The following is a 23,759-nucleotide window of genomic DNA, read 5'->3' as shown; positions in this document are numbered from 1 at the left end:
CATTCCTCTTTAATTTGCTTAGTTTTAATAAATTTGATTTATAAACTTATAATTTTATCCTAAAATTTATAAAAAAAGGTTAAAATTTCACACAATAAAGAATTTCACAGCTGTGAAATTAAAGGGGCAAAAGAGTGAAAATTTTAGGAGTGGATCCGGGTTCTCGTTTTTGTGGTTATGCTATCATTGAAGTCAATCAAAATAAAAATTCACTGATTGAAGCAGGGCTTATTAAAATTAAACCCTCGACTTTGCAATATCAAATTACAGAGCTTTGTGAAGGAATGGATTTGATATTTAAGCAATATCATTTCGATGAGGTTGCTGTGGAGGATATTTTCTTTGCTTATAATCCCAAAACCGTTTTAAAACTTGCTCAATTTCGCGGAGCCTTGAGTTTAAAGATTCTTCAAATTCATGGAGAATTTAGTGAATACACTCCTTTGCAGATTAAAAAAACCATTACAGGCAAAGCTAAGGCGACTAAGGAGCAAGTGGCTTTTATGGTGAAGAGAATTTTAGGAATTTCAAAAGATATTAAACCTTTGGATATAAGTGATGCCATTGCTGTAGCACTCACTCATGCTGCAAATTTAAGGACAAAATATAAATAAATTTTTAAAGCTCTTTTAAAAGAGCTTTAAGATTAAGAAAGAATTCATTTAAGATAAATGAATTTGGAATTTTTCAAAGTCAATGGTTTTAAATTTGTTGTATTGATTTCAAAGTGAGTGTTTTTTGTAAAATTTGAAAATGATAAATCATACAAAACCCCTCATAAGATATAAATTGTTAGAATTTATTTCAGTTTTGATTGAAATTCTTTAAATCAAGCTCTTAAATCAACCCCCACCGATGAAGTATTTTTCAACATCGTCAAGCAATTTTTCACAAATTGCAGAATCTGTGCTTTTTTCTACGATTAAGTTAATATAAGTTTTTGTATCTCTAAAACTTCCTGCAGATTTGATGTTTTCTCGAGTGAGTTTTTGATTTTCTTTTGTGTATTTGATGTTAATATTAAATTTAAGAGCCGATGAAGCTTCACCCAAATTCGTTTCAACTTGAACATTTAAATGAGAAGCCTTGCTTAAGGTTGCTTGAGTTTTAGAAATGATTTCTTTAAATCTTTGGCAGGATTTGATAAGTTGAGAAATGTATTTATTGTCAAATTGTTCGTAAGTTACCTTAAGTTTGTTTTTAATGTCTTTAGTGCTTTCTTTTTCCGGAGCGACAAAAACCATATAAAATCCTGTTTTTATATCAACTTTATCGTTTTTTGTATCTCTTCCGCTTGACATAACTTTTACATAAATAGCATTGTCTAAATAGACGCGATCAATCATAGGACCATAAATTTCGTATTCTTTTTTACGCACAATCACTTCCCGTGCTAAAGAATTAAGCTTGACATTTGCCTCTTTAATAATAGGATCCATTTCTTTTTTAATATCTAATAATTCTTTTAACATTAAAATCCTTTTTAATTATAAAAAAGCTTATTGTAACAAGATTTTTCTTATAAAAATATTTGCTAAAATTTATAAAAATGGTGGCTCCGATTGGACTTGAACCAACGACCACTACCATGTCAAGGTAGTGCTCTACCAACTGAGCTACGGAACCTTTGGTGGAGCATAGCGGGTTCGAACCGCTGACCCCAACGCTGCCAGCGTTGTGCTCTCCCAGCTGAGCTAATGCCCCGAAATTTATCAATAAAACAAAATTATGCCTTAATTTTGCTTAAATTTTATTTTATTCATCAAAGAGCTGTGATTTAAACACGCAATTTTTAAACCTAAAATTTTGATAAATTTAACTTTTCATTTTTGAAAATATAGGTTTTTTGCATTCAAAAAATTTATTTTTTGTTTTAAGTTCTTATAAAATTTTAAAAGATAAAGCATACAGAGAATTTTAAACATTATAAATAAATATTTAAATGGTTTTTTGATTGATTTGAAATTTTTGAGATTAAAATGGCAGAGAGGAAGGGATTTGAACCCTCGAAAGCTTTCACTTTACACGCGTTCCAGGCGTGCTCCTTCAACCACTCGGACACCTCTCTATAAAATTGAGTTATTATACCGCATAAAAGGCTTAAATGAAAAGAAAAATTTTAATAAATCAGAAAATTTTTAGTAAATAAAGAGTATAATCAAACTTTGCATTCAAAAGTCAGGGTAGCTCAGCTGGTTAGAGCGCTGGTCTCATAAGCCGGAGGTCGGGAGTTCAAGTCTCCCCCTTGACACCATAAATCTGATTCAATCACTCTCATTGATATTCTAATAGAAATTTTACATATATAAAGATATATTAAGGAGTATAATAAATTTTTATTTTTGCTTCGAGTGTGTTAGTTTTTATCCATTTTTTCATAGTTTTTTGCTAAATAAAGCCCTAAAATTCCCCATATCAAAGATATAAAAGCCCCAACCATTAAAATTAAAATGACGCTTATTTTCGATAACACTCCTTCAATTTGCGATGAGATAGTATCTCCGCTATGATAGACTAAAGCGTCTAAAAGAGCTTTGACTTTGTATTTTGAATCCGAATCAAGAGGCACAAAAAGCATTTCCCTACCGGGTTTTACAAAGACTAAAGGGAAAAAAGCGGAGTGAGTTAAGGCAAGAATCACAAAGCCAAAGCTGATTAAAAATCCAAGTAAAGAGCGAATTCTAAAAAAAATTTACGATTTTAGAGATGAAAAAAATATAAAGGCTATGAAAAAAAGCATGAGATTGCTTGAAAAAAAGATAAAAATTGCATTGATATAAAATTTCTTTTAAATTTTGTGCTTGTAAGCATTGCTAAAAATGAGCCAAGCAAGGTTGCCACAAAGGTTGCTAAAGCCATTTAAGCTCTTCTTCTCCCCCTTCAAGCCCTAAAGAATCCCTAATAGGATGCAAAATTGCATAGCTTGAAAAAAAGTGAAAATACAAATAAAATTGCACAGCAAAGAAGAGCCAATTCCCTTTCTTTAAGGCTTAAATTTTATAAACAAAATCCTTCATTTTTTACTCAAGCATAAATTTTAAAACCAAACTAAGCATTTGTTTGGTTTTTAAGATTTTGTATTTTCTTCAACAATGCTTAAAGCATTAAGTGTTCTAGGATAGCCAATGAGAGGGCAAATTTGCGTGATAGCACTGATTAAAATCCCTTTATGGTTTCCTAATTTTAAATTCCCCATTGTATGAGCCTTAAGTTGAGGCTCACAGCCTCCAAGACATGCGATAAATACAAAGGTTAGCAATTCTCTGGTTTTTAAATCCAAACCCCTTCTTGTATAATAATCCCCAAAACAATTACTTGATAAAAATTCCCTAAAATGTCTTGTATCCTTAGGAGCATTTTCGTTGGCTTTGATGATGCCCTCACCAAAAATTTCAACTTGCTTTTTAAGCCCCTCTTCATAGCGATTTTCTGGTTTTGTTGTGCCTTGTTTTTCTAAAGGAAGTTTTATTCCCTTGTGTACGAGACTTTCATTGCTTGTTTTAAAAAAATCAAAAGCCTTAGCAAAGCCTATATATGGCACACTTTGATATAAAAGTTCTTTAACACTTATAGCGTCTAATCCACCATTTAACAAGCATTCATCAAGGGTTTGTTTGTAAAGATTAACGCTACTTGTCGCAATCAAAGCAGCAAGTTTAACAAGAAGAGTGGTTTTTGGATCTAGTTCATTATGCTGTGAAACTTGCTCTTTAATAAAATATTCAAAAAATTTTGCAAATTCAGGGTCATTTTGCATTAAATTTTCAAAGCCTTTTCTTTCGTTTTTTTTATTTTGTTTTGCTTGCAAACTTACTCCTCCTAAAGCTCCTGCCATAACAAAAGCTGATTTTTTTAAAAAATTTCTTCTTTGCATCTTTGTCCTTTAAATCGAGATTTTAATTTTTATGTTTTTTAATCTTTGTTTTGATATAATCCTTACTTACAGGATTGAATTTATCTTTATTTTCTGCAATCATATTTTTATAATCTTTGGTTTTATAATCGAGTTTTTCAAGTATGTTTTGCAAATCTGAAATTTGATTGATAATTTTTTGTTTTTCATTCAATATAATTTCAAGTCTTTCTTGCATAGTATTAGCCCCTTTGATACAAAGTTCAATGTAGTTTTTAATATTTTGAATGCTCATACCAATTTGCCTAAAACAATTCACCCAAATCACCCATTGCAAATCTTGCTCACTGAAATACCTCACCCCATTTTTGTCTTTTTCTAAAAAAGGAAAAAGCCCTTTATCCGCCCAAAATCTTAATTTTCTTGATGCAATTCCTGTTTTACGTTCAACTTCTATGATAGTATAAGACATTGTTTTCCTTGAAAAATAAAATTAAATGCTCGGTTGAAATTTTAAAAAGTATTATACAGCATAACACTAAGTGTTTGTCAAGGGGGATTTGAATGATTTATAAAAAAATATTCAAATCATTTTTTAATAAAGCAAGTTAAATTAAAAATTTCAAGCGGTTTTATCTCAATTTAATTCCAGCTAAAATGACAATAAAGAGTGATATATTTTTTATCTATTCTTATTGTATGTAAAAAACAATAATAAACCCCCCCCCATGCACACAGCGACCCAAATAGCGTTAAATGGCTCTGTGAAGTGCATAAAGATAATTTTAAATCATAAAAGCAAGGACGCGTTTTAACGCTCCCATTCTAGTGCAAACCTAAAACAAGGTTTGCAGCTCTAAGGTGTGTTTAACGCTTTTTGAAAGAAGGATAGTGTGAAAACTCACCATAATCATTAAAATTAAAGTTCTTAAGAAACTCTAAATCTTCATTTGACAACTCAAAATCCACAGCGGCATTTTGAGCAATATGCACAGGATTCTTGCTCTTTGGCAAAGGTAAAGTTCCTATACTAAGTGCATAACGCACACAAAGCTGTGCAGGAGTAACATTATATTTTTGCGACATCTGTATGATTTTCGCATCTTTGGTGAGTCTGCCATGTGCGATAGGCGAATACGCCTCCACAAGCACTTCTTGCTCTTTGCAATAGTCTATCAAATCAAAAGGCGTATTTCCAATATGCGTTAGAATCTGATTGACAGCAGGTTTGGTTGAGCAGTTTTTGAAGATATTTTCCAAATCTTTTTCTAGGAAATTACTCACGCCAATTGCCCTTACTTTTCCTGATTTTAGCGCATCTTCAAGTGCATGATACACCTCTACATTCTCGCTAAAATAATCGCCCCCTCTAAAATTGCTCCAAGGCTGCGGACTATGGATGAGCATCAAATCAATCTCACTAAGCCCCATAGTGTGCAAAGAATTATCCAAAGACTCCATAGCACTCTTATAGTCCTTGTATTCGGCACGTATCTTGCTTGTTACAAAAATCTCCTCGCGTTTAAGTCTGCTCTTTCTCACAGCCTCTCCAACACCCCTTTCGTTACCATAGGCTTGAGCGGTATCAATATGGCGATAACCTATTTTAAAGGCTTCTGCAATCACATCCTCAACAATATTATCATCAATTTTCCACACTCCAAGCCCGATTTTTGGAATCTTCATTCCATTATTAAGCACAAAATTCTCGCTTAAAGCTCTGCCCTCTTTCCCCTTGTTTGCAGCTTTTAGGGATTCTAAACTATTTGCACTAAAGAGCACATTTGGTGCAAACATTGCCATGCCTAAGCCTCCAATACCCATTTTTACGAACTCTCTACGATTTTTCATTATGACCCCTTTAAAATTAAGATTAAAACAAAAATGTTATAAAAAATTCTAGCATTTAAAACTTTTCTTTTTCATAACATTTTCCTAAGAATACACCCAAAATTCCCCAAACAAAAGAAATAAAGGCACCACAAAACAATACAAATGCGATTCCTATGTGTGCTAAAGCTCCTTCAACTTGTGCAGAAATCGCATCGCCACCGCGATACACCACTGTATCAATGAAATTTTTCACCTTATACTTTGAATCCGCACTCAAAGGCACAAACAACATTTCTCTTCCGGGTCTAATGAGTGCATACTCTCCGATTCTCCTTGCACTCATCACAATCACTAATGCCAAAAATGATGGATGCAAGAGGGCTAAAGCAACAAAACCAAGTGCAATGCAGAATCCTAAAAGACTTAAAAGACTTGTGATTCCAAAGATTTTTGTGATTCTAGCTGTCAAGAAAAGCTGTATCAACAAACTCGCACTTTGCACGATTAAATCAATATTCGCAAAGGCTGCTACACGCATTTCTCTTGTGGGAAAAAATTCTTTAATCACCCGTGCTTGTTCCATATATAAAAATGTAGAGACGCTTGTTAAAAGCAAGACAAAGCCACAGAGTGCAAGGAGAAATTTTGACTGCACGATAGAGTGGAATCCAGCAAAAGGATTCTGTGCTCCGATGGGCTTTTCAAAACGTTCTAGTGATTGATCCATGCCGTTTTTGCCAATCTCTCTTATCATTAGGTTTTTTAAGACAATTCCGATTCCTAGCAACATTAAAGAACAAAATGTCAAAAACGCAAGATTTGAGCTCATAAATCCAGCCCAAGATGCCCCCGCAATGCTTCCCAAACTCGCCCCCGCAGAAATGATTCCAAAAAGCCTTTTGCTTCTCTCTTTACTAAAAATATCGCTAAGCAAACTCCAAGCTGTGCTAAAAATAAAAAGATTAAAAACACTCACCCATACATAAAAAATGCGTGAGAGCCACACAAAAGCGTAGCTATCATGGTCTAAGAAAGAAAAAATTCCATAAAATAACACAAGATTTAGGGCAAAAAACAAAAATACACAATCCACATAAAGCTTCCTTTTTACGCGACTTGCAAGCACCATCATGGCTAAGGAAACAGCAATAATCACAATGAAGGTTGCTAAAAATAACCATTTTAACGCCTCTCCTCCGCCCTCCAAACCGAGTGCATCACGCATAGGACGCAAGAGTGCATACGAGCAAAAAAGTGCAAAAATAAGGCAAAAACTCAACAACAAAAGCTTAATCTCTTCTGCCTTGACACTCAAAATTTGCAAAATCTTATTTTTCATTTGCTTCCTTATCCCCTTAAATTCTCCACAAATGACTGCATTAATATCAGTCCAGCTCTATATTTGACAATACTTAAAGCCCAAGCGATTCAATCCACTTTTTCACACTCGCTTTACTTGTGCCAAAATTAAATCTACGCCCTTCTCTAAATTCCGCTTGCGGCGCACTCTTTTGCAAGTCTCTCACCCCATTATTTTAAAAAGTATTATACAGCATAACACTAAGTGTTTGTCAAGGGGGATTTGAATGATTTATAAAAAAATATTCAAATCATTTTTTAATAAAGCAAGTTAAATTAAAAATTTCAAGCGGTTTTATCTCAATTTAATTCCAGCTAAAATGACAATAAAGAGTGATATATTTTTTATCTATTCTTATTGTATGTAAAAAACAATAATAAATAAAACCCCTTGACAAACACTTAGTGTTATGCTGTATAATTAAATATACATTAATTTTAAGAAATAAAAAGGAGTCCCCATGCAATTTATCACTTTAAACAATGGTGTGAAAATGCCCATTTTAGGTTATGGAGTTTTTCAAATTCCACCAAAAGACACGCAAAAATGCGTTGAAGATGCCTTAAGCGTAGGATACAGAAGTATTGACACCGCACAAGCGTATTTCAATGAAAGCGAAGTCGGAGCGGCTCTAAAATCAAGCGGAATCAAAAGGGAGGAGCTTTTCATCACCACTAAGCTTTGGATTAACAACGCTGATGAAAACAAAGCACTCAAAGCCCTTGATGAGAGCCTTAAAAAGCTCGGACTTGATTATGTGGATTTGTTTTTAATCCACCAGCCTTTCAATGATATTTACGCAGCTTACAGAGCGATGAGTAAGCTCTATAAGGAGGGCAGAATCAAAGCCATAGGTGTGAGCAATTTTTATCCGGACAGACTTGTGGATTTTTGTCTTAACAACGCAATCACACCCGCTGTCAATCAAGTTGAATGTCATCCCTTTTTTGCAAGATTTGAGGCACAAAAATTAATGCAAGAATACAAAGTCGCAACGCAATCGTGGGCGTCTTTTGCAGAAGGGAAAAACGATATTTTTAAAAACACTCTCTTAATGCAAATTGCCTCAAAATATAATAAAAGCGTGGCACAAGTCATTTTGCGTTGGCTGATACAAAGAAATATCATTGTGATTCCAAAGACAACGAGTAAAGAGCGTATGAAAGAAAATTTTGCCGTGTTTGACTTTGTTTTGAGTGAGCAAGATATGCAAAGCATTGCCACTTTAGACACGCAAAAAAGTCTTTTTATCAATCACAGCGACCCAAATATCGTTAAATGGCTCTGTGAAGTGCATAAAGATAGTTTTAAATCATAAAAACAAGGACGCATTTTAAACACTTCCCATTCTAGTGCAAAGCTAAAACAAGGTTTGCAAATGTGTTTAACGTTTTTTGAAAGAAGGATATTTTTAAAACGCGTCATAATCTTTTAAAATTAAAGCTCTTAAGAATCTTTTAATTAAATTTACATATGAGATTTCTTATCATTGCTTTAATTTGCATTTCATACCATTTGCTTCCCAATTTTTCATCATCTTGAAGTGTTTTTTTAAATCGGGGCAAGCTTTTCATAATTCAAACCAGATTTTAAAAGGCTAATGAGATCTTGTGTGCTTAAGGGTAAAATTTTCATTCCTTTAATGTGTGTTGTTTCATTTTCAAAATAATAATTAAGGCGAGTTCTAAAGTCATTGAGGACGTTTTTATCTCAATAAGGGGCGATAAATATACCATAGCTTTGTGCTTTTAGAATTTAATTTTAGTCTTGTATTTAAAATTAATAATTATTTAGATACAATAGCAACAATAATGTGCTTAAAAGAGGAGTTTTGGTTGAAAATAGGAAGTTTGTTTGCTGGGATTGGAGGGATAGAGCTAGGCTTTAAAAAAGTTGGCTTTAAAACAGCTTGGGCGATAGAGATTGATACAAAGGCGTGTATAACTTATAAAGCAAACCACAAGCATAAAATCATTAACGAAGATTTGGCAAAAGTGGATTTAAGTAAATTAAATAAGATTGATATTTTAACAGCTGGTTTCCCTTGTCAAGCTTTTAGTGTGGCTGGATATAGAAAGGGTTTTAAAGACGAAAGAGGCAATGTTTTTTTTGAAATTTTAAGATATTTGGAATATTTTAAGCCAGAAATTATTTTTTTAGAAAATGTAAAAAATTTATTCAAGCACGATGGTGGTAGGACTTTTACTATTATAAAAACAGAATTAGAGAAAGCTGGGTATAACATAAAATATCAAATTTTAAATACTTGTGAGTATGGCAATATTCCTCAAAATAGAGAAAGAATTTATATTGTAGGTTTTTTAGATTTTAATAAATGTGAGATGTTTAATTTTCCTGCTAAAATCAAGCTCACAAACAAAATTAGCCATTTGCTAGAACAAGGGGTCGAAAAAGATTTTTACTACAACAAGCACAAATACTACAATGAACTTAAACAGAATATGCGAAACAAAGAGACTTTATATCAATGGCGGAGGCATTATGTGAGAGAAAATAAAAATAATTTATGCCCAACTTTAACTGCAAATATGGGAACGGGTGGCCATAATGTACCTTTAGTATTAGATGATGATATACGCAAACTCACCCCTAGAGAATGTGCCAGATTTCAGGGATTTGACGATGATTTTATTTTACCAAATGAACTTTCAAAAGCTACACTTTATAAGCAAATTGGTAACAGCGTTTCTGTAAGTGTGATTGCAAATATTGCAAAAGAGATTAAAAGGGTTATAAAAAATGAATTTAGAAATGAATTTAGAGCAGTTTGTTAAGAAAAACATCAAAGCTTTCAACGAAAAGCCTTCTAGTTTTAAAAACAAACAATTTAATGATACGCAAATCAAAGATTATCTAAGGAGACGTTTTATAGAAAAGTGTAGTGATGTGAAATTTAAAGAAAAAATTCTAAAAAATTTTGAAAAATTAGATTATAAAAGAAATGAAATCACTGAAATTGCAAATAAAGAGTGCTTATACAAAAATGATGTGGTTCATTTTATAGAAGCACAAATATTTTTAGATATTTTTAAAAAATTAGATTTGCAGGAACTAAAAGATAAAAGCTTAGAATACATTAAGGAAGTTAGCAATGATAAGCAATTTAATTTTATAAAGACTAAACTTGCCAAAATTTTAGAAAAAGCCTTATTTCTTGCTTCTATTGATGGATTTTCAACAAATTTACTTCACATTAATTCAGGAGTTATGACAGCTAATGCTGGTGATAGTGCGGAATTTTTATTTGTAGCAAGAGCTATTTTAGCTGGATTTAATGCTTCAAGCGTTGATGTAAGAAGCAGTCGTTACGATGCGATAGTGGATTACAATAGTACGCTTTTACGCATTCAAATTAAAGGGATTTCTCAAGGTGGAATTATTAGCTTTAGGGATAGAGACAGAGGAGGACAGGGTATAGACTACAGACACGAAACAAATCGAGGCAAGAGAATCACGAGCGAAGATTGCGATATTTATGTGGCTATGGATAAACAAATGGGCATTTGTTATCTTATACCGATGAGTTTTGCAGATACATTTGATGATGAAAAATGCACAAAAATAAAATTGGAAGAAATAGAACAATACAAAGAAAATTGGGAAGTTATAAAAGAAGTAGCAGAATCAAAATAACAAGAATTCATTAATATTTTTCGCTCTTAAACTTGTATTTTCAAAATAATCATAACGCATTGATTTTTCTTTATTTTAAGATTTAAAATCACAGAATCTATTTTTTCTAAAAGCTTTGTTTTTGCTCCTGTGTAGCGACGATTAGAGATGCAAAACATGAGAAAACTTTTTTAAATTTCTTTTTAGCCTAAGCCTTTTTGCCACAAAAACTAACGATATTTCTGAAATACTTCTAGGATTTAAAAGGCTTTTGCTATTGTTAAAGATGATTATCTTTTTATCAACCATACTTTCTTCCCCTTTTAAACCAAAATTCTACCATAAAACCATAAATATAAAAATCCTCAAAATTCACTCCTCATAGCTTTTTACCATTCACAACGTCCGCAATGCATTTAAAGGCTTAAATTCTCATTTATTTTTAAAATTGACCTTGACAAACACTAGGTGTTATGCTTTATAATTGATTAAACTTTTTTATAAGGGAGTGCTATGCAAAGAAGAAAATTTTTAAAAACTCTCGCTTTGAGCCTGACTTTAGGAAGCACAATGTCCTTAGCTAAGGAGAATTCAAAACAAAAAGGAGAAAAAATGCCAACAAAAGAAAATCCACAAATTTGGTATATCACGGGAGCAAGTGGGGGCTTGGGCTTTGCCTTAGCCACGTATCTTTTGCAAAAGGGCGATAAAGTCGCTGCAACTTCAAGGAGATTAAGCAATATACAAGACAAACTTGGTAAAGAAAACGCAAATTTCTTGCCCTTAGAGCTTACTTTTGATTCAAGCAAAGGGGGAGTGAGTGCAAAAAGTGCGGAAAATTTGGAGAGGATTTATCAAAAATGGGGTCGCTTGGATAATCTTGTCAATAACGCAGGATATGGGCTTTTAGGCTTTGTTGAAGAAGTGAGTGAAAAACAGCTTAGGGAGCAATTTGAGGTGAATGTTTTTGCCCCCTATGTTTTGACGCAAAATGCCCTTAAGATTATGCGTCCGCAGGCGATTAAAGAGGGTGGAGATAAACAAAACATAAGGGCTAGAATCTTTAATCTTAGCTCCATTGCTGGGTTTCGGGTGAGCAATGTTTCAACGCCCTATTGTATGTCTAAATTTGCCCTAAGTGCTTTGAGTGAAGGGCTTATGCTGGATTTAGAAGATTTTGGAATCGCTACAATCAATGTCATGCCAGCAGGTTTTAGAACTGAATTTTTAGGAACTTCTATGAATTTTGGCACGACAAAAATCCCTGATTATGAGGATAAAAGAAAGGCTTTTTTGGAAAAAACAGCAGCATACAGCGGAAAACAAGCGGGAAATCCAAAGAAATTTGCAGAAATTCTCTATAAAATTTCTAGGATGAAAAATCCGCCTTTTAACCTCTTTATGGGCAATGCAGCCTATGAATCTGCAAAAAATAAAATCGCATTTGTGCAAGAGGATATAAGACAAACACAAGCCTATGCGGGTAAAAATGCTGATTTTGAAGATGCGGGAGCTAGCGTATTTGATAAGAGATGAAAACAAATAAAGGACCTAAATCCAAATTTTAGGACCTTTATGAAAAATGGATGAAAAGAAAATGCTTTTAGGGAAATAGCAATAAAAATTATATTTTCTCTCCCCAAATTTCAAAAATATCTTTTATCAATCTCTTTGTTCGCTCTTTTATACTCTCTTCATCCCATTTCTTCTTGTCAAGAATTTCTTTTGTTATCAATAGATCAGCACAAGTTTTAATGCTATTTTTACGACTCCCATCGCCATTGAGCTTAGTTTTCCAAGGAGCGTTTTTTATTGTGCTATTAAGAGAGCCTTTTAAAAGGGTCATATTTCCGATTTGATAAATTAAGCATTCTGCGTGTTCTGTGTCTTTTGCAATATTTTTCCAAGAACCCTCCCAAGATCGTGGCATGATATGTTCTAAAGTATATTGATAAGAAAGTTCTATAATATCTTGTCCTTTATTTTGAGAGCGTTTGTAAAGTTCTATCCAAAATAAAATAAGTTTTGCCCTATAATTTGCACTATTGTCCTTAAGAGAAACTAAACATTCTTTTATGTCTTCATCTTTTGGAATACGTTCTGATAATTGTTCTTTTAAAAGCTCTACAGGATTATCTTTGTTTTCTGCAATGCATTTGATTGTTTTGGCAAATAATATATTATAATCTTTCGTGCCTTTGCGACAAAGCCAACAGAGTAAAACAAATCTTTCTAAGAGGAAAAAACAAGATTTTAAGGTATCATCCTTAAAGCTGTATTTTAATTTTAAAATTAAAGGCATTATGGTGTTTGTATCGGTAATTTTTAAGATATGAAACAATCTTTCTTCATCATTTTTAAAAGACAAGCAAGTATCATGTTTGATTTGTGGGAAATTGCGATAAATGATAGCATATTCCTTGATTTGTTTTAAAAAAGATTCCAATTTTTTAACGTCATAATTTTCAATCTCCTCTTTATAAATTTTGCTAAGATTTTCTAAGCTGTCTTCAGGTTTAAAAAACCCTCTTATGATAGCAAATGCGTGTAAGAAAATTTCACTTTGCGTTCTTTTTAAACGACCTGTATTAAGCTCTTCTTCCCAAAAATTTTTATTTTCCTTTGATGATTCAAAGATCTCTTCCCAATATTTTTTATAGAGCTCTTCGTAATCTGTTTTTAATGCAATCGCTTTTGCAAAAAGAGCGTTTTTTATAATATCCGTTGCGTTAAGCTTTAATCCCGTCGTGTTAATAGAATCAAAGATTTTTTGTTCATCTTCTGTGGATTCTAGATTGATTGTAACCCAAAGTTTTATGCACAAAATAAAATCCAAAAAACTTTTAAAATCCTTTAGTTCTTCGCATTGTTCTATTTTTTTTGAAAAATATTGATAGCATTCTATTAATTTATCATCCTTATTAGAATCTGATAGCTCTTCACTATTTTTTGCTTTTAAAATTTTTTCAAAGGAGGCTCTATCAATTTTGGAATGTTGAATTTTTGGAATTTTATCCATTGTTGGTTTTTTGAATAGATATTTTGTGTAATCTGGCTTATAATTATCGTCTAATTTATCATACAAGGATTTCACAAGAATTGAAAAAGTACTCAATCTTTGTTGTCCATCAATCAAACTTCTTTTTGTCCCCTCCCCTATATTTGTTTGGAGTTGTTTTAATACGATTGAACCTAAAAAATGCTCTTTTTTATTTTTAAAACTCTCTTTTAAATCCTCAAAAAGCTGTTCCCATTGCTCTTCTTCCCACACATAAGCTCTTTGAAAAAATGGAATTTCAATCACAGCTTCTTGTTCCATAAATCCAAAATCATTTTCTGTTGCTTTCATATATTTTTCCTTTCAAAAGTTCTAAAATTTAAAGAATACATTATACCACAAACATTTAATGTTAAAAATTTTCTAAAATCCGTCAATTTCTTAACAAGAACCCTTGACTTAGAGTCGCTCTAATGTTTTATAATTCTAAAAATTTAATCAAAAAGGAGGCTTATGAATTTAGATGAGTTTTTGCTCTGCATGAAAAACAAGCAAGAAGTCGTGGCTGGAAGTGAGTTGTTTTTGATGTTTCATAGCTTAAGTCAAGAGGCTCTTAGAATCACAAATCAAATCAATACCAAATACAATACGCCCGAAGAATTAAGAAAGCTTTTTTCTGAACTCATAGGAAAAGAAGTTGATGAAACTTTTGCACTCTTTCCGCCTTTTTATACGGATTGTGGCAAAAACATCACTTTAGGCAAAAATGTTTTTATCAATGCTTGTTGTCGCTTTCAAGATCAAGGTGGAATCGTCATTGGCGATGGTGTGCTTATAGGGCATAACACAACCATAGCGACTTTAAATCACGATTTTAATCCACAAAAACGTGCAAATTTACATCCTAATGCTGTAAAAATTGGTCAAAATGTTTGGATAGGTTCAGATTGCACGATTTTGCCCGGAGTTGAGATTGGTGATGGTTCTATCATCGGTGCAGGAAGTGTCGTAACAAAGAGTGTTGAGAAAAACTGCATTGCTGTTGGGAATCCTGCAAGAGTGATTAAAAAGATTCAAATTTAAAAAAGGATTAAAATGCAAAGAAGAAAATTCTTAAAAACATTGGCTTTAGGCGGAGCTTTAATGTCCATGCCAAGCCTTGCAAATTCAACAAATTCAAAAGGAATAAAAATGCAAACAATCACTTTAAATAATGGTGTTAAAATGCCTGTTTTAGGGCTTGGACTTTTAAATATTAGAGATTTAAAAGAATGTCAAAGGGTTGTAGAAGATGCCCTTGAAGTTGGCTATCGTTTGATTGATACCGCACAGGCGTATGCAAATGAAGAGGCTGTGGGTGCGGCAATCAAAGCAAGCGGAATCAAAAGAGAGGAGCTTTTCATCACAACAAAGCTCTTTAGGGAATTTGCAACAGAACAAAAGGCGATTCCGTCTTTTGAGCAAAGTTGCAAGAAACTCGGAGTTGATTATGTGGATTTGTTTTTAATCCATCAGCCTATTAATGATGTCTATGGGGCGTGGCGTGCAATGACTAAGCTCTATAAAGAAAAAAGGATAAGAGCACTAGGCGTGAGTAATTTTTATCCCGATAAACTCGTGGATTTTGTGATGAATAATGAAATCACACCTGCAGTCAATCAATTTGTTTGCAATCCTTTTCGTCAAGAGCTTGAACTTGCAAAATTATTGCAAGAATACAATATCGCTTATGAAGCTTTTTCACCTTTTGCACAGGGAAAAAACAATATTTTTAGCAATGAAATTCTCGCAAAAATCGCAAAAAAGCATAATAAAAGCATTGCACAAGTTGTTTTAAGATGGCTTTTTGAACGCAATATTGTCTCTATACCTAAAACCACGAGCAAGGAACGCATGAGAGAGAATCTTAATATTTTTGATTTTAACCTTGATGAGAGTGATAGAAAGCAGATTCTCACTCTTAATATAGGAAATGTTGGAATCAATCACCAAGATCCAAAAATGATAAAATGGCTCAATGAAAGAAGCATAGGCGAGAGTCTAGCTCATACAAAAAAGGATTAAAATGCAAAGAAGAACTTTCATAAAAAAGGCGTCGGTTTCAAGTTTGGCATTGGCTGCAATGCCTCATTTACTTTTTTCAAAACAAGGAGATAAAATGTCAAATCAAACATGGGATAAGGTTTTTCCAAAAAACGATGAAATCGCTATAAAAAAGGTTGAATTTAAAAATCGTTTCGGAATCACTTTAGTGGGGGATTTATACACACCAAAAAATACAAAACAAGGCAAATTTGCTGCCATTGCAATAAGCGGTCCTTTTGGAGCTGTCAAGGAACAAGCCTCCGGATTTTATGCTCAAACTTTAGCAGAACAAGGCTTCATAACCCTTGCCTTTGACCCTTCTTTCACAGGTGAGAGTGCATTAGCAAACAAGAATTTACCGCAAAATGTCGCTTCGCCAGATATTAACACAGAGGATTTTTCTGCGGCAGTGGATTTTCTAAGCAATCAAAGCAATGTTGATGCGGAAAAGATAGGGATTTTAGGAATCTGTGGCTTTGGTGGTTTTGCTATCAATGCTGCAGCAATGGATACAAGAATCAAAGCCACTGTAGCCTCTACAATGTATGATATGACAAGGGTTAATGCCTATGGTTATAATGACACTATGGACGCTAAGGCACGTTATGCCCTCAAAGAACAGCTTAACAAGCAAAGAACGCTTGATTTTAAAAACAAAAGCTATGCGAAGGCTCAAGGTTTGCCAGAAAAACTTACAGGAGACGAACCGCAATTTATCAAGGATTATTGGGATTATTACAAGACTAAAAGAGGCTTTCATAAGCGTTCAATCAACTCAAATGGCAATTGGAATCAAACTTCATCTTTATCTTTGATGAATCTCCCTATACTTGCCTTTAGCGATGAGATTCAAAATGCAGTGCTTGTCATTCACGGAGAAAAGGCTCACAGCCGATATTTTAGCGAGGATGCTTTTAAGAAGCTTAAGGGCAAAAATAAAGAATTGCTCATCATAAAAGACGCAAGCCATGTGGATTTATATGACAATGCAGACAAAATCCCTTTTGCAAAAATCACAGAATTTTTCAAAGCAAATTTGGTGTGAAATTTAATTTAGCCTTAGTTAAGCTAAGGCTAAGCATTGATGAAATGAGAATTTATTTTTAAAGCAAAGAAATGCAAAAGATTTTAATATTGCTTGTATTTTTTGATTATCCATATTTTTTCCTTTCTTGTGATTTAGCCCCAAATTTTATTAATTCTTTCAATATAATAAAGCAGATAAAGCTTTTTACACAAGAAGATTCTAAGCCTATGAGCAGCAAATATAAGCATTGTTTGCCACACTCTTAAAGAATACAAAATTTTTCCCAAAGAGTGAGCGAGAATTCTTTGAGATTAGAAAGCGGGGTTTTAATGCTTTATCCTATGTGGGAGGAAAAAAATCCTTGTGTTTTTAAGATTCTTGAAATTTATGCAAACGAGCAGAGTTATCAAAAACACTTGCAAACTCCGCATTTTAAAAAATACAAGCAAGGCACTTCAAAAATGGTTAAAAATTTAGAATTAATTGACATGAAAGCTCTTAATCCTCAAATTTTTTAAAGAAGGATTTAAAATAAATTGAAGATTTTTTGCAAATTTATTTTGAATTTTTTAAAAAACCCTTGACTTAGAGTCGCTCTCATGTTTTATAATATTTAAATATTTTTATAATGAAAGGAAAACCACAGATGAAAAGAAGGAAATTTTTAGAAAATTCTGCAAAAGTTTTTGCGGCTTCTATGCTCTTTAATGTCGCGTTTGCAGGGGAAAATTCCGCAAAGAAAAGCACAGATTCTAAAACATTACCGCAAAGAATGCTTGGAAAAATGCGTGTGAGTGCGTTAGGGCTTGGTTGTATGGGTATGAGTCATGGGCATGGACCTGCTAGAGATGAAAAAGAAATGATTAAGCTCATTCATAGAGCTGTGGAGCTTGGTGTTACTTATTTTGATACAGCAGAAATTTACGGACCACATACAAATGAAATCCTTTTGGGAAAAGCCTTAAAACCCTTTAGAGACAAGGTTTGTATAGGCACGAAATTTGGGCTTTATTATCCCTTTGGAAAGCAAATGCAAGATTCTAGTAAAAAGTCTATTTTAAGGGCAGTTGATGAGAGTTTAAAACGTTTGCAAAGTGATTATATTGATATTTATACACAGCACAGAGGAGACCCTGACACGCCTATTGAAGAAGTGGCTTTGACGATGAGTGAGCTTGTTAAAGCGGGTAAGATTCGCCATTATGGCTTGAGTGAGCCCGGTTATAAAACGCTTGAGAGGGCACACAAAATTTATCCCGTAACCGCTGTGCAAAGTCATTATTCTATGATGTTTAGAGAGGTTGAAACAAATGAAATTCTTAAAACTTGCGAGAGCTTAGATATAGGTTTTGTGGCGTATTCCCCGCTTGATAGAGGATTCTTAGGCGGACTCATCAATGAAAAAACGCAATTTCACCCAACGCTTGATATGCGCACTTCTTTTCCGCGTTATAGCAAAGAAGCTCTCAAAGAAAATCAAAAATTTATCACATTTTTAAAAGAAGTGGCTGCAAATAAAAAGGTTAAGGGTAAAACTGCAAGTGTCCCACAAATCGCTCTTGCTTGGCTTTTAGCACAAAAACCTTTCATTATGCCCATTCCAGAAACGACGAAAATCAAGCATTTAGAGGAGAATCTTGGCTCTTTAGAAATCACATTTAGCAAAGAAGAATTAGAGCAAATCAATGCAAGATTAAAAGAGATGAAAGTCGTAGGCGAGAGGTATGCACCCGGAAGCGATGCTGCTAATAGCGTAGGTTTATAAGGAGAAAATATGAAAAAAATTTTGTTTTTGATAGCATTTTTTGTTGCTTTAAGTTTTGGAGCACAGAGCATTGAGGTTAAAACTCTTGTGATTGTTTCGCATCCCTATTATGAAAAATCCACTTTCATTAAGGCTTTAGCACAATCTTTAAATCAAATAAAAAATCTCCAAATACGAAATTTAGATGAGATTTATGGCACTGATACAAGAAAAATAGAGGGAGAAAAGGAAAGAGAAATCATGCGTGGAGTGGATAGAGTGGTGTTTTTATTCCCTACGCATTGGTTTAATATAACGCCTATGATGAAAGCTTATTTAAACGAAACTTGGGGGAATGTGGGACCAAATTTGTGGCAGGGTAAGGAGATGCTCGTGGTTTCAACTGCAGCAGGTGGAAGCTCAACTTATGGGAAAAATGGACGCATTGGCGTAGAATTAAAAGATGTGTTTTTACCCATGAAAGCAAGTGCAATGCATGCGGGTATGAAATATTTAGAACCTTTGGTCTTTGATAATGTCTATTCAAGGGATATTAAAGAGATGCAAGATGCTTTGATTGACAGACTCAAACAATGATAAACATTGAAAATTTAAGGAAAATCAATGAAAAAATTTCTCATTTTGTTTGTGTTTTTAGCGTTGAATCTTTTTGCAAAGGAGGGAACAATGGAGATTAAATTCAGCTTTGATGGAAACGCGTTTTTGATTGTTTTAGACGATAATGCTGCTGCGAGGGAATTTTATGCGATGTTGCCTTTGGAATTTGAAATGAGTGATTATGTGGGTAAAGAAAAAATTGCTCATTTAGATAAAAGGTTGAGCTTAGAAAATATGCAGGGTTATGAGCCACAAATTGGGGATTTTTTCTATTTTTCTCCGTGGGGAAATATCGGCATATTTTATGAAAAACAACCCCCTTATACAGGCTTAATCAAGCTTGGTGTTATTAAAGAGCCAAAAGAGGAGTTGATAAAACGTCTAAGGGATAAGAAGCAGAATTTTAAAGCCATTATAGAAAAACATTCTAAGTAAGGAGTTAAGATGAAAATTCTTGTTGTATTTTTTAGTGCAAGCGGTATCACAAGGGAAGTTGCACATACTCTTGCAAAAGCTGCACAAGCTGATATTTATGAGCTTGTTCCGCAAAATCCTTATAATAAAGCAGATTTAGATTGGACAAATGAGCAAAGTCGCACAAGTTTGGAGATGAGGGATAAAGCCTCGCGTCCAAAAATTGCTAACAATATCGATATTTCAGGCTATGAAGTGATTTTTTTAGGATTTCCTATATGGTGGTATACTGCACCGCATATTGTCAATACTTTTTTAGAATCGCAAGATTTTAGTGCTAAGATTATCGTGCCTTTTTGCACGAGTGGTGGAAGTGATTTAAGCAATGCCCCTCGTGATTTGCAAAAATCTTGTCCCCATGCTGTATTTAAAGAGGGCAAGAAATTTAATTTTGGCACGAGCAGAGCAAGTATTGCAAAATGGATTGAAAGCTTAAATCTTAAATGAAAATTGATGAATAGTTTAAAAAATATTAATAAAATTCGAATAAAATTTTGATGTTATAAAAGGAGAAAAAATGAGTAAGATTTTAAATGATGGTCGTATTCAAAGCAAAGGCTATGCAATGCTTAGTAAAGATTCTCGATTCACTCCCTATGAATTTACGCGTCATTCTATAGGTGATCATGATATTTTGATTAAGATTCTTTATGCAGGAATTTGTCATAGTGATATCCATACTGCAAGGAGTGAATGGGGTGAAGCGGTTTATCCTTGTGTTCCCGGACACGAGATAGCAGGAGAGGTTGTAGCTGTTGGAAAAAAGGTCAGCAAATTTAAGGTTGGAGATTATGCTGGGGTTGGTTGTATGGTGAATTCTTGCGGAGAGTGTGAAACTTGTAAAATTTCTCAAGAGCAATTTTGTCAAAAAGCTGTTTTTACCTATAATAGCGTGGATATTTATCACGGAAATGAAAACACTTATGGAGGATATTCAAACAATATCGTCGTCAGCGAAAGATTTGCTATTTGCGTCCCAAAAGATGCTCCAATGGAAAAGGTCGCTCCTTTGCTTTGTGCGGGCATTACGACTTATTCTCCGCTTAAATTTTCTAAGGTCAAAGAGGGAACAAAGGTCGGAGTTGCTGGATTTGGTGGGCTTGGAATGATGGCTGTGAAATATGCTGTAAAAATGGGTGCAAAGGTCAGTGTTTTTGCAAGAAATGAAAATAAAAAGGCTGAAGCTTTACAAATGGGCGTGAGTGAATTTTATACAAGCACGGATAAAAATCTCGTTAAAGAAAGATTTGATTTAATCCTTTCAACTATTCCAACGCCTTATAATCCTGTAGAATATATGGAATTGCTTAAATTTGGTGGCGAGCTTTCTATCGTGGGACTTCCTCCCTATGAAGTTGCTCCAAAAATTAGCGTGATAGATATTGTTTATAATGCAGGTAAAAAGGTCTATGGGTCGATGATAGGCGGGATTGCTGAAACTCAAGAAATGCTTGATTTTTCACTTAAACATAAAATTTATCCTGAAACTGAACTCATTCAAGTGCATGAAATTGACAAAGCTTATGAAAATCTCACAAGTGGCAAGGCTAAATTCCGCTATGTGATTGATATGACTAAGGAAAATTGATTTTTCAAAATTTATCCTTAGAGTAAAATTGATAAAAAAGGAGATACGATGAAAACTTTAATCATTTTAGCTCACCCTGATATTGAAGCTTCTCGCATTAACAAAGCTCTTAAAACAGCGGCTTTAGAGAGTGAAGTGAGTATGAGTGAGCTCTATGAAAAATATCCGGATTTTAGTTTTGACGTCAAAAAAGAACAAGAGCTTTTAGTAAAGCACGATAAAATCATCTTGCAATTTCCTTGTTTTTGGTATTCTTCCCCACCTCTTCTTAAAAAATATATTGATGATATTTTTGAATACGGCTTCGCTTATGGCAGTAGCGGCACAGCTTTAAAAGATAAAGAATTTGGGCTTTGTGTTAGTTTTGGAGCGAAAGAAGATGAGCTTTGTGAAGTAAGTATGTGTAAAAGAGTTGAAGATATTTTTATCCCGTTTAAATGTTCTTTTAGCTTTGTGGGTGCTCGGTTTATCAAGCCTTTTTTTATTTTTGATGCTCAAAATTTAAGTGATGAGGATTTAAAAGAAAAAGCAAGAGCTTATAGGGATTATATTAAAGCTTAAATTTCTTTAAGGAAATTCATACAATCAGGCTTAAAAACTTAGAGTTTTGAAAAGAATTTAATGTTTAAATTTGACAAAAAGAGATTTAAATGAAGCGTATAAAAATTGAGGTTTTAAAGACTTATTTTGATGAGGAACTTGCTAAGGAATACGGCTGCTTAGGACCTTGTCCGGCTCATAAGGTCGGAGAGGTTTTCATAAGCGAAGGTTTTTCAAAGCCTGAAGGTTTTTGTGATGAGGCTTGGAAAGCCATCTATCAATATGTTTTTGCTCTAGCTCATATGAATAAAGATGAGGTTTTTTATTATAAAGATTGGATTACAAAGCCCGGCGTTGCCATTAATTCTTGCAATGATGGCATACGTCCTGTTGTCTTTAAAATCACAAGATTAGAAGATGAGGCACAAAAACCAAAAATGTATGAAATTGAATGAATTCTGCTCGTTTTAAATTCATTAAAATATCAATCATAGCTTTTAAATTCTAGTTTTAAATTCACATATTCTTTAAAACTAGAATCAAGCATACAATTTTCCAAACTTCTTTGAGAAAATAAAAATCTGCCATCGCACACAAAGCCTAATTCTTCCCAGTCTGTATTGTTTAATTTTTCGCAAAGTGTTTGCAAGATTTTATCATTTGTCTTAAATTTAGGAAAAATAGCTAGAACCGAGCCATCATAAGCCTTACATTTGTGGATAAAAAAAGGCTTTTTATTACGCGTTTTGATATTGACATAAATACGTTTTAAATCACTTTTATAGTAAGCTCTTCCCCATTCCCACCAGTTGTTTTCGTTGAATTTTTTAATTTTTCTTTGCATTAATTTTTCCTTGAAATTTTGCAAGTATTTGCAATTTTTGGCGTATTCCCCATAAATCATTTTTCTTGTTTTTCCACTTTTTGCAGTTGTGGAATTGACAAATTCTGTGTTTCCAAATTTTTCATTCTTAAAGATAGAATCAGCCCCACTGACTGCTCCAACCTTTACGAAAAATAACTCATTAAAAGCGATAAAATAATGATTTTTAGTAAAAAGAATTTGTCCATTAATGCAATGAAATTCTTTTCTGCATTTTGTGTTCCTTTGGAAATTTCCTTTCTCAAAACGCCAGATTGCACAATTAGGTTGAGCTTTTTTAAAAATTTTTTTATCCCCTAAGTCAATAAAATCTGTTATTGTGCCTTGTTTGAAAATAAAATGATTGAGTTTTATGCTTGAAGTGCTTTTTAGAAAATCTCTTGGTGTGATGAAAATCAATTCACCCCTATCATTTAAATGCAAAATACATTTATAAATAAAAAAAAGATAGAGATTTGAGCGTAAATCAAAAAAATTCTTATAAGGGGCTAAGAGTGATTTCGTCGCGTTTAAAATATCTTGATAACGCACATAAGGGGGATTGCCGATAATGCAATCAAATTTTTCATTCAAAGAAAAAGCAAAAAAGTCCATATTTAAAATTTGGTTTTGTGAAGTCAGCCTTTTTTGTCCATTTTGTTTCACATCTATAAAATCAAGTTGAGATTCTAAAAGGACATTTTTATCAAGCTCTATGCCGATTTTATTGTTTGGAAGCTGTTTAAAGAATGCTCCATTTCCACAGCTTGGTTCTAAAAATCTTGGATTTTGTAAATTTTGTGTGCTTTGAATTAAAGCCAACATATCATCAACTATGTTTTGAGGTGTAAAGACTTGCCCATAGTTTTGTATATTAAGATTCATAAAAATACTTCTTAAAAGAAAAATAAGCATCGGCTCTAAGTTTTAAAGATTCTTCAAAGGCATTGAGTAGAAAATTTTTTGCAAGTTCAAAACTTTTTGGAGTGAATGTGCGGTTATTGTCCCATTTGGCTTGAAAGGGAAGATTATTGCCATTTGAAACAAGAATTTCTAGTCCTTTTAAAGAATTTGCAAAGATGTCTTTAGGATTGTTTTTTGTGCTAAAATTATGTTTAAAAAAATAAAATTTATTTTTTTTATA

25 protein-coding genes and 4 tRNA genes are annotated in these 23,759 nt (G+C 33.2%); 17 read left to right on the top strand and 12 right to left on the bottom strand.

What is annotated here, in order from left to right:
- The first annotated feature begins 134 nt into the window (after window positions 1-134).
- A complete protein-coding gene (gene ruvC / locus CCUN_RS09495; RefSeq protein ID WP_027304903.1) occupies window positions 135-614 on the top strand; it encodes a crossover junction endodeoxyribonuclease RuvC in 480 nt (159 codons plus the stop codon).
- A gap of 228 nt (window positions 615-842) precedes the next feature.
- On the opposite strand, the gene CCUN_RS09490 is transcribed toward ruvC, so the two are convergent.
- The 4 genes from CCUN_RS09490 to CCUN_RS09475 all read right to left on the bottom strand — a co-directional run bounded on the left by CCUN_RS09490 (window position 843) and on the right by CCUN_RS09475 (window position 2,068).
- The gene (locus tag CCUN_RS09490) at window positions 843-1,472 is read right to left on the bottom strand and encodes a hypothetical protein (protein WP_027304902.1); all 630 of its coding nucleotides are present in this window, start codon (window positions 1,470-1,472) and stop codon (window positions 843-845) included.
- Window positions 1,473-1,550: 78 nt separating this feature from the next.
- Window positions 1,551-1,626: transfer RNA gene (locus CCUN_RS09485), tRNA-Val, on the bottom strand.
- A 2-nt stretch (window positions 1,627-1,628) separates the two neighbouring features.
- Window positions 1,629-1,704, bottom strand: a tRNA-Ala gene (locus CCUN_RS09480).
- A gap of 276 nt (window positions 1,705-1,980) precedes the next feature.
- Window positions 1,981-2,068 (bottom strand) — tRNA-Ser (locus CCUN_RS09475).
- Between the two features lie 109 nt (window positions 2,069-2,177).
- On the opposite strand from CCUN_RS09475, the gene CCUN_RS09470 reads away from it, so the two are divergent.
- Window positions 2,178-2,254, top strand: a tRNA-Met gene (locus CCUN_RS09470).
- Between the two features lie 102 nt (window positions 2,255-2,356).
- Here the strand turns inward: CCUN_RS09470 and CCUN_RS09830 are convergent.
- From CCUN_RS09830 to CCUN_RS09445, 5 genes are all read right to left on the bottom strand, one after another.
- Entirely contained in the window at window positions 2,357-2,641 is a 285-nt protein-coding gene (locus tag CCUN_RS09830) for a hypothetical protein (protein ID WP_027304901.1), read from the bottom strand.
- A 426-nt stretch (window positions 2,642-3,067) separates the two neighbouring features.
- The gene (locus tag CCUN_RS09460) at window positions 3,068-3,874 is read right to left on the bottom strand and encodes a carboxymuconolactone decarboxylase family protein (RefSeq protein WP_197548245.1); all 807 of its coding nucleotides are present in this window, start codon (window positions 3,872-3,874) and stop codon (window positions 3,068-3,070) included.
- A gap of 22 nt (window positions 3,875-3,896) precedes the next feature.
- Window positions 3,897-4,325, bottom strand: coding sequence for a MerR family transcriptional regulator (locus CCUN_RS09455; protein ID WP_027304899.1), 429 nt, complete (start codon window positions 4,323-4,325; stop codon window positions 3,897-3,899).
- Window positions 4,326-4,720: 395 nt separating this feature from the next.
- Window positions 4,721-5,704 carry an aldo/keto reductase gene (locus tag CCUN_RS09450; protein WP_232087692.1) on the bottom strand — a complete coding sequence of 328 codons (984 nt, stop codon included), beginning with the start codon at window positions 5,702-5,704 and terminating at the stop codon, window positions 4,721-4,723.
- A gap of 55 nt (window positions 5,705-5,759) precedes the next feature.
- Window positions 5,760-7,025 carry an NTP/NDP exchange transporter gene (locus CCUN_RS09445; RefSeq protein WP_035175575.1) on the bottom strand — a complete coding sequence of 422 codons (1,266 nt, stop codon included), beginning with the start codon at window positions 7,023-7,025 and terminating at the stop codon, window positions 5,760-5,762.
- A gap of 481 nt (window positions 7,026-7,506) precedes the next feature.
- Between CCUN_RS09445 and CCUN_RS09440 the strand changes: the two genes are divergently transcribed.
- The 3 genes from CCUN_RS09440 to CCUN_RS09430 all read left to right on the top strand — a co-directional run bounded on the left by CCUN_RS09440 (window position 7,507) and on the right by CCUN_RS09430 (window position 10,700).
- A complete protein-coding gene (locus tag CCUN_RS09440) occupies window positions 7,507-8,364 on the top strand; it encodes an aldo/keto reductase (protein WP_027304896.1) in 858 nt (285 codons plus the stop codon).
- Window positions 8,365-8,881: 517 nt separating this feature from the next.
- On the top strand, window positions 8,882-9,841 hold the full coding sequence (locus CCUN_RS09435; RefSeq protein WP_027304895.1) for a DNA cytosine methyltransferase: 960 nt from the start codon (window positions 8,882-8,884) through the stop codon (window positions 9,839-9,841).
- Entirely contained in the window at window positions 9,807-10,700 is an 894-nt protein-coding gene (locus tag CCUN_RS09430) for a group I intron-associated PD-(D/E)XK endonuclease (protein ID WP_232087691.1), read from the top strand. The genes CCUN_RS09435 and CCUN_RS09430 overlap by 35 nt, the downstream gene beginning before the upstream one ends.
- Before the next feature lie 26 nt (window positions 10,701-10,726).
- Here CCUN_RS09430 and CCUN_RS10190 read toward each other — a convergent pair whose 3' ends face one another.
- Window positions 10,727-10,858 carry a hypothetical protein gene (locus CCUN_RS10190; RefSeq protein WP_269474145.1) on the bottom strand — a complete coding sequence of 44 codons (132 nt, stop codon included), beginning with the start codon at window positions 10,856-10,858 and terminating at the stop codon, window positions 10,727-10,729.
- A 334-nt stretch (window positions 10,859-11,192) separates the two neighbouring features.
- On the opposite strand from CCUN_RS10190, the gene CCUN_RS09425 reads away from it, so the two are divergent.
- Window positions 11,193-12,215 (top strand): SDR family oxidoreductase, encoded by a 1,023-nt coding sequence (locus CCUN_RS09425; RefSeq protein ID WP_051521657.1) that lies wholly within the window; start codon window positions 11,193-11,195, stop codon window positions 12,213-12,215.
- An 88-nt stretch (window positions 12,216-12,303) separates the two neighbouring features.
- Here the strand turns inward: CCUN_RS09425 and CCUN_RS09420 are convergent, their stop codons facing one another.
- The gene (locus CCUN_RS09420; RefSeq protein WP_027304892.1) at window positions 12,304-14,028 is read right to left on the bottom strand and encodes a DUF262 domain-containing protein; all 1,725 of its coding nucleotides are present in this window, start codon (window positions 14,026-14,028) and stop codon (window positions 12,304-12,306) included.
- A gap of 162 nt (window positions 14,029-14,190) precedes the next feature.
- Here CCUN_RS09420 and CCUN_RS09415 point away from each other — a divergent pair, with 162 nt between their 5' ends.
- The 11 genes from CCUN_RS09415 to CCUN_RS09365 all read left to right on the top strand — a co-directional run bounded on the left by CCUN_RS09415 (window position 14,191) and on the right by CCUN_RS09365 (window position 22,208).
- On the top strand, window positions 14,191-14,760 hold the full coding sequence (locus tag CCUN_RS09415; protein WP_027304891.1) for a DapH/DapD/GlmU-related protein: 570 nt from the start codon (window positions 14,191-14,193) through the stop codon (window positions 14,758-14,760).
- A gap of 12 nt (window positions 14,761-14,772) precedes the next feature.
- Window positions 14,773-15,741 (top strand): aldo/keto reductase, encoded by a 969-nt coding sequence (locus tag CCUN_RS09410; protein ID WP_232087690.1) that lies wholly within the window; start codon window positions 14,773-14,775, stop codon window positions 15,739-15,741.
- Window positions 15,742-15,799: 58 nt separating this feature from the next.
- Window positions 15,800-16,807: an alpha/beta hydrolase gene (locus CCUN_RS09405; RefSeq protein ID WP_051521664.1), complete on the top strand. Its 1,008-nt coding sequence runs from the start codon at window positions 15,800-15,802 to the stop codon at window positions 16,805-16,807.
- Window positions 16,808-17,079: 272 nt separating this feature from the next.
- Entirely contained in the window at window positions 17,080-17,307 is a 228-nt protein-coding gene (locus tag CCUN_RS09400) for a putative quinol monooxygenase (RefSeq protein ID WP_051521656.1), read from the top strand.
- A gap of 128 nt (window positions 17,308-17,435) precedes the next feature.
- Entirely contained in the window at window positions 17,436-18,554 is a 1,119-nt protein-coding gene (locus CCUN_RS09395) for an aldo/keto reductase (protein WP_232087689.1), read from the top strand.
- Window positions 18,555-18,563: 9 nt separating this feature from the next.
- Window positions 18,564-19,130, top strand: a complete 567-nt coding sequence (locus CCUN_RS09390; protein ID WP_027304887.1) for an NAD(P)H-dependent oxidoreductase — start codon at window positions 18,564-18,566, stop codon at window positions 19,128-19,130.
- A 27-nt stretch (window positions 19,131-19,157) separates the two neighbouring features.
- On the top strand, window positions 19,158-19,586 hold the full coding sequence (locus CCUN_RS09385) for a cyclophilin-like fold protein (RefSeq protein WP_027304886.1): 429 nt from the start codon (window positions 19,158-19,160) through the stop codon (window positions 19,584-19,586).
- 9 nt (window positions 19,587-19,595) lie between these two features.
- Window positions 19,596-20,072 carry a flavodoxin gene (locus tag CCUN_RS09380; RefSeq protein WP_027304885.1) on the top strand — a complete coding sequence of 159 codons (477 nt, stop codon included), beginning with the start codon at window positions 19,596-19,598 and terminating at the stop codon, window positions 20,070-20,072.
- Between the two features lie 70 nt (window positions 20,073-20,142).
- Entirely contained in the window at window positions 20,143-21,213 is a 1,071-nt protein-coding gene (locus tag CCUN_RS09375; protein WP_035175574.1) for an NAD(P)-dependent alcohol dehydrogenase, read from the top strand.
- A gap of 48 nt (window positions 21,214-21,261) precedes the next feature.
- Entirely contained in the window at window positions 21,262-21,774 is a 513-nt protein-coding gene (locus tag CCUN_RS09370; RefSeq protein ID WP_027304883.1) for an NAD(P)H-dependent oxidoreductase, read from the top strand.
- Window positions 21,775-21,863: 89 nt separating this feature from the next.
- Entirely contained in the window at window positions 21,864-22,208 is a 345-nt protein-coding gene (locus CCUN_RS09365; RefSeq protein WP_027304882.1) for a TIGR04076 family protein, read from the top strand.
- Window positions 22,209-22,237: 29 nt separating this feature from the next.
- On the opposite strand, the gene CCUN_RS09360 is transcribed toward CCUN_RS09365, so the two are convergent.
- On the bottom strand, window positions 22,238-23,530 hold the full coding sequence (locus CCUN_RS09360) for an Eco57I restriction-modification methylase domain-containing protein (protein WP_051521655.1): 1,293 nt from the start codon (window positions 23,528-23,530) through the stop codon (window positions 22,238-22,240).
- Between the last annotated feature and the right edge of the window lie 229 nt (window positions 23,531-23,759).

The sequence above is a fragment of the Campylobacter cuniculorum DSM 23162 = LMG 24588 genome, assembly GCF_002104335.1.
Taxonomy (GTDB): Bacteria; Campylobacterota; Campylobacteria; order Campylobacterales; family Campylobacteraceae; genus Campylobacter_D; species Campylobacter_D cuniculorum.
Note: the sequence above shows the minus strand (reverse complement) of the source record. Positions and strands in the feature narration are given on the sequence as shown.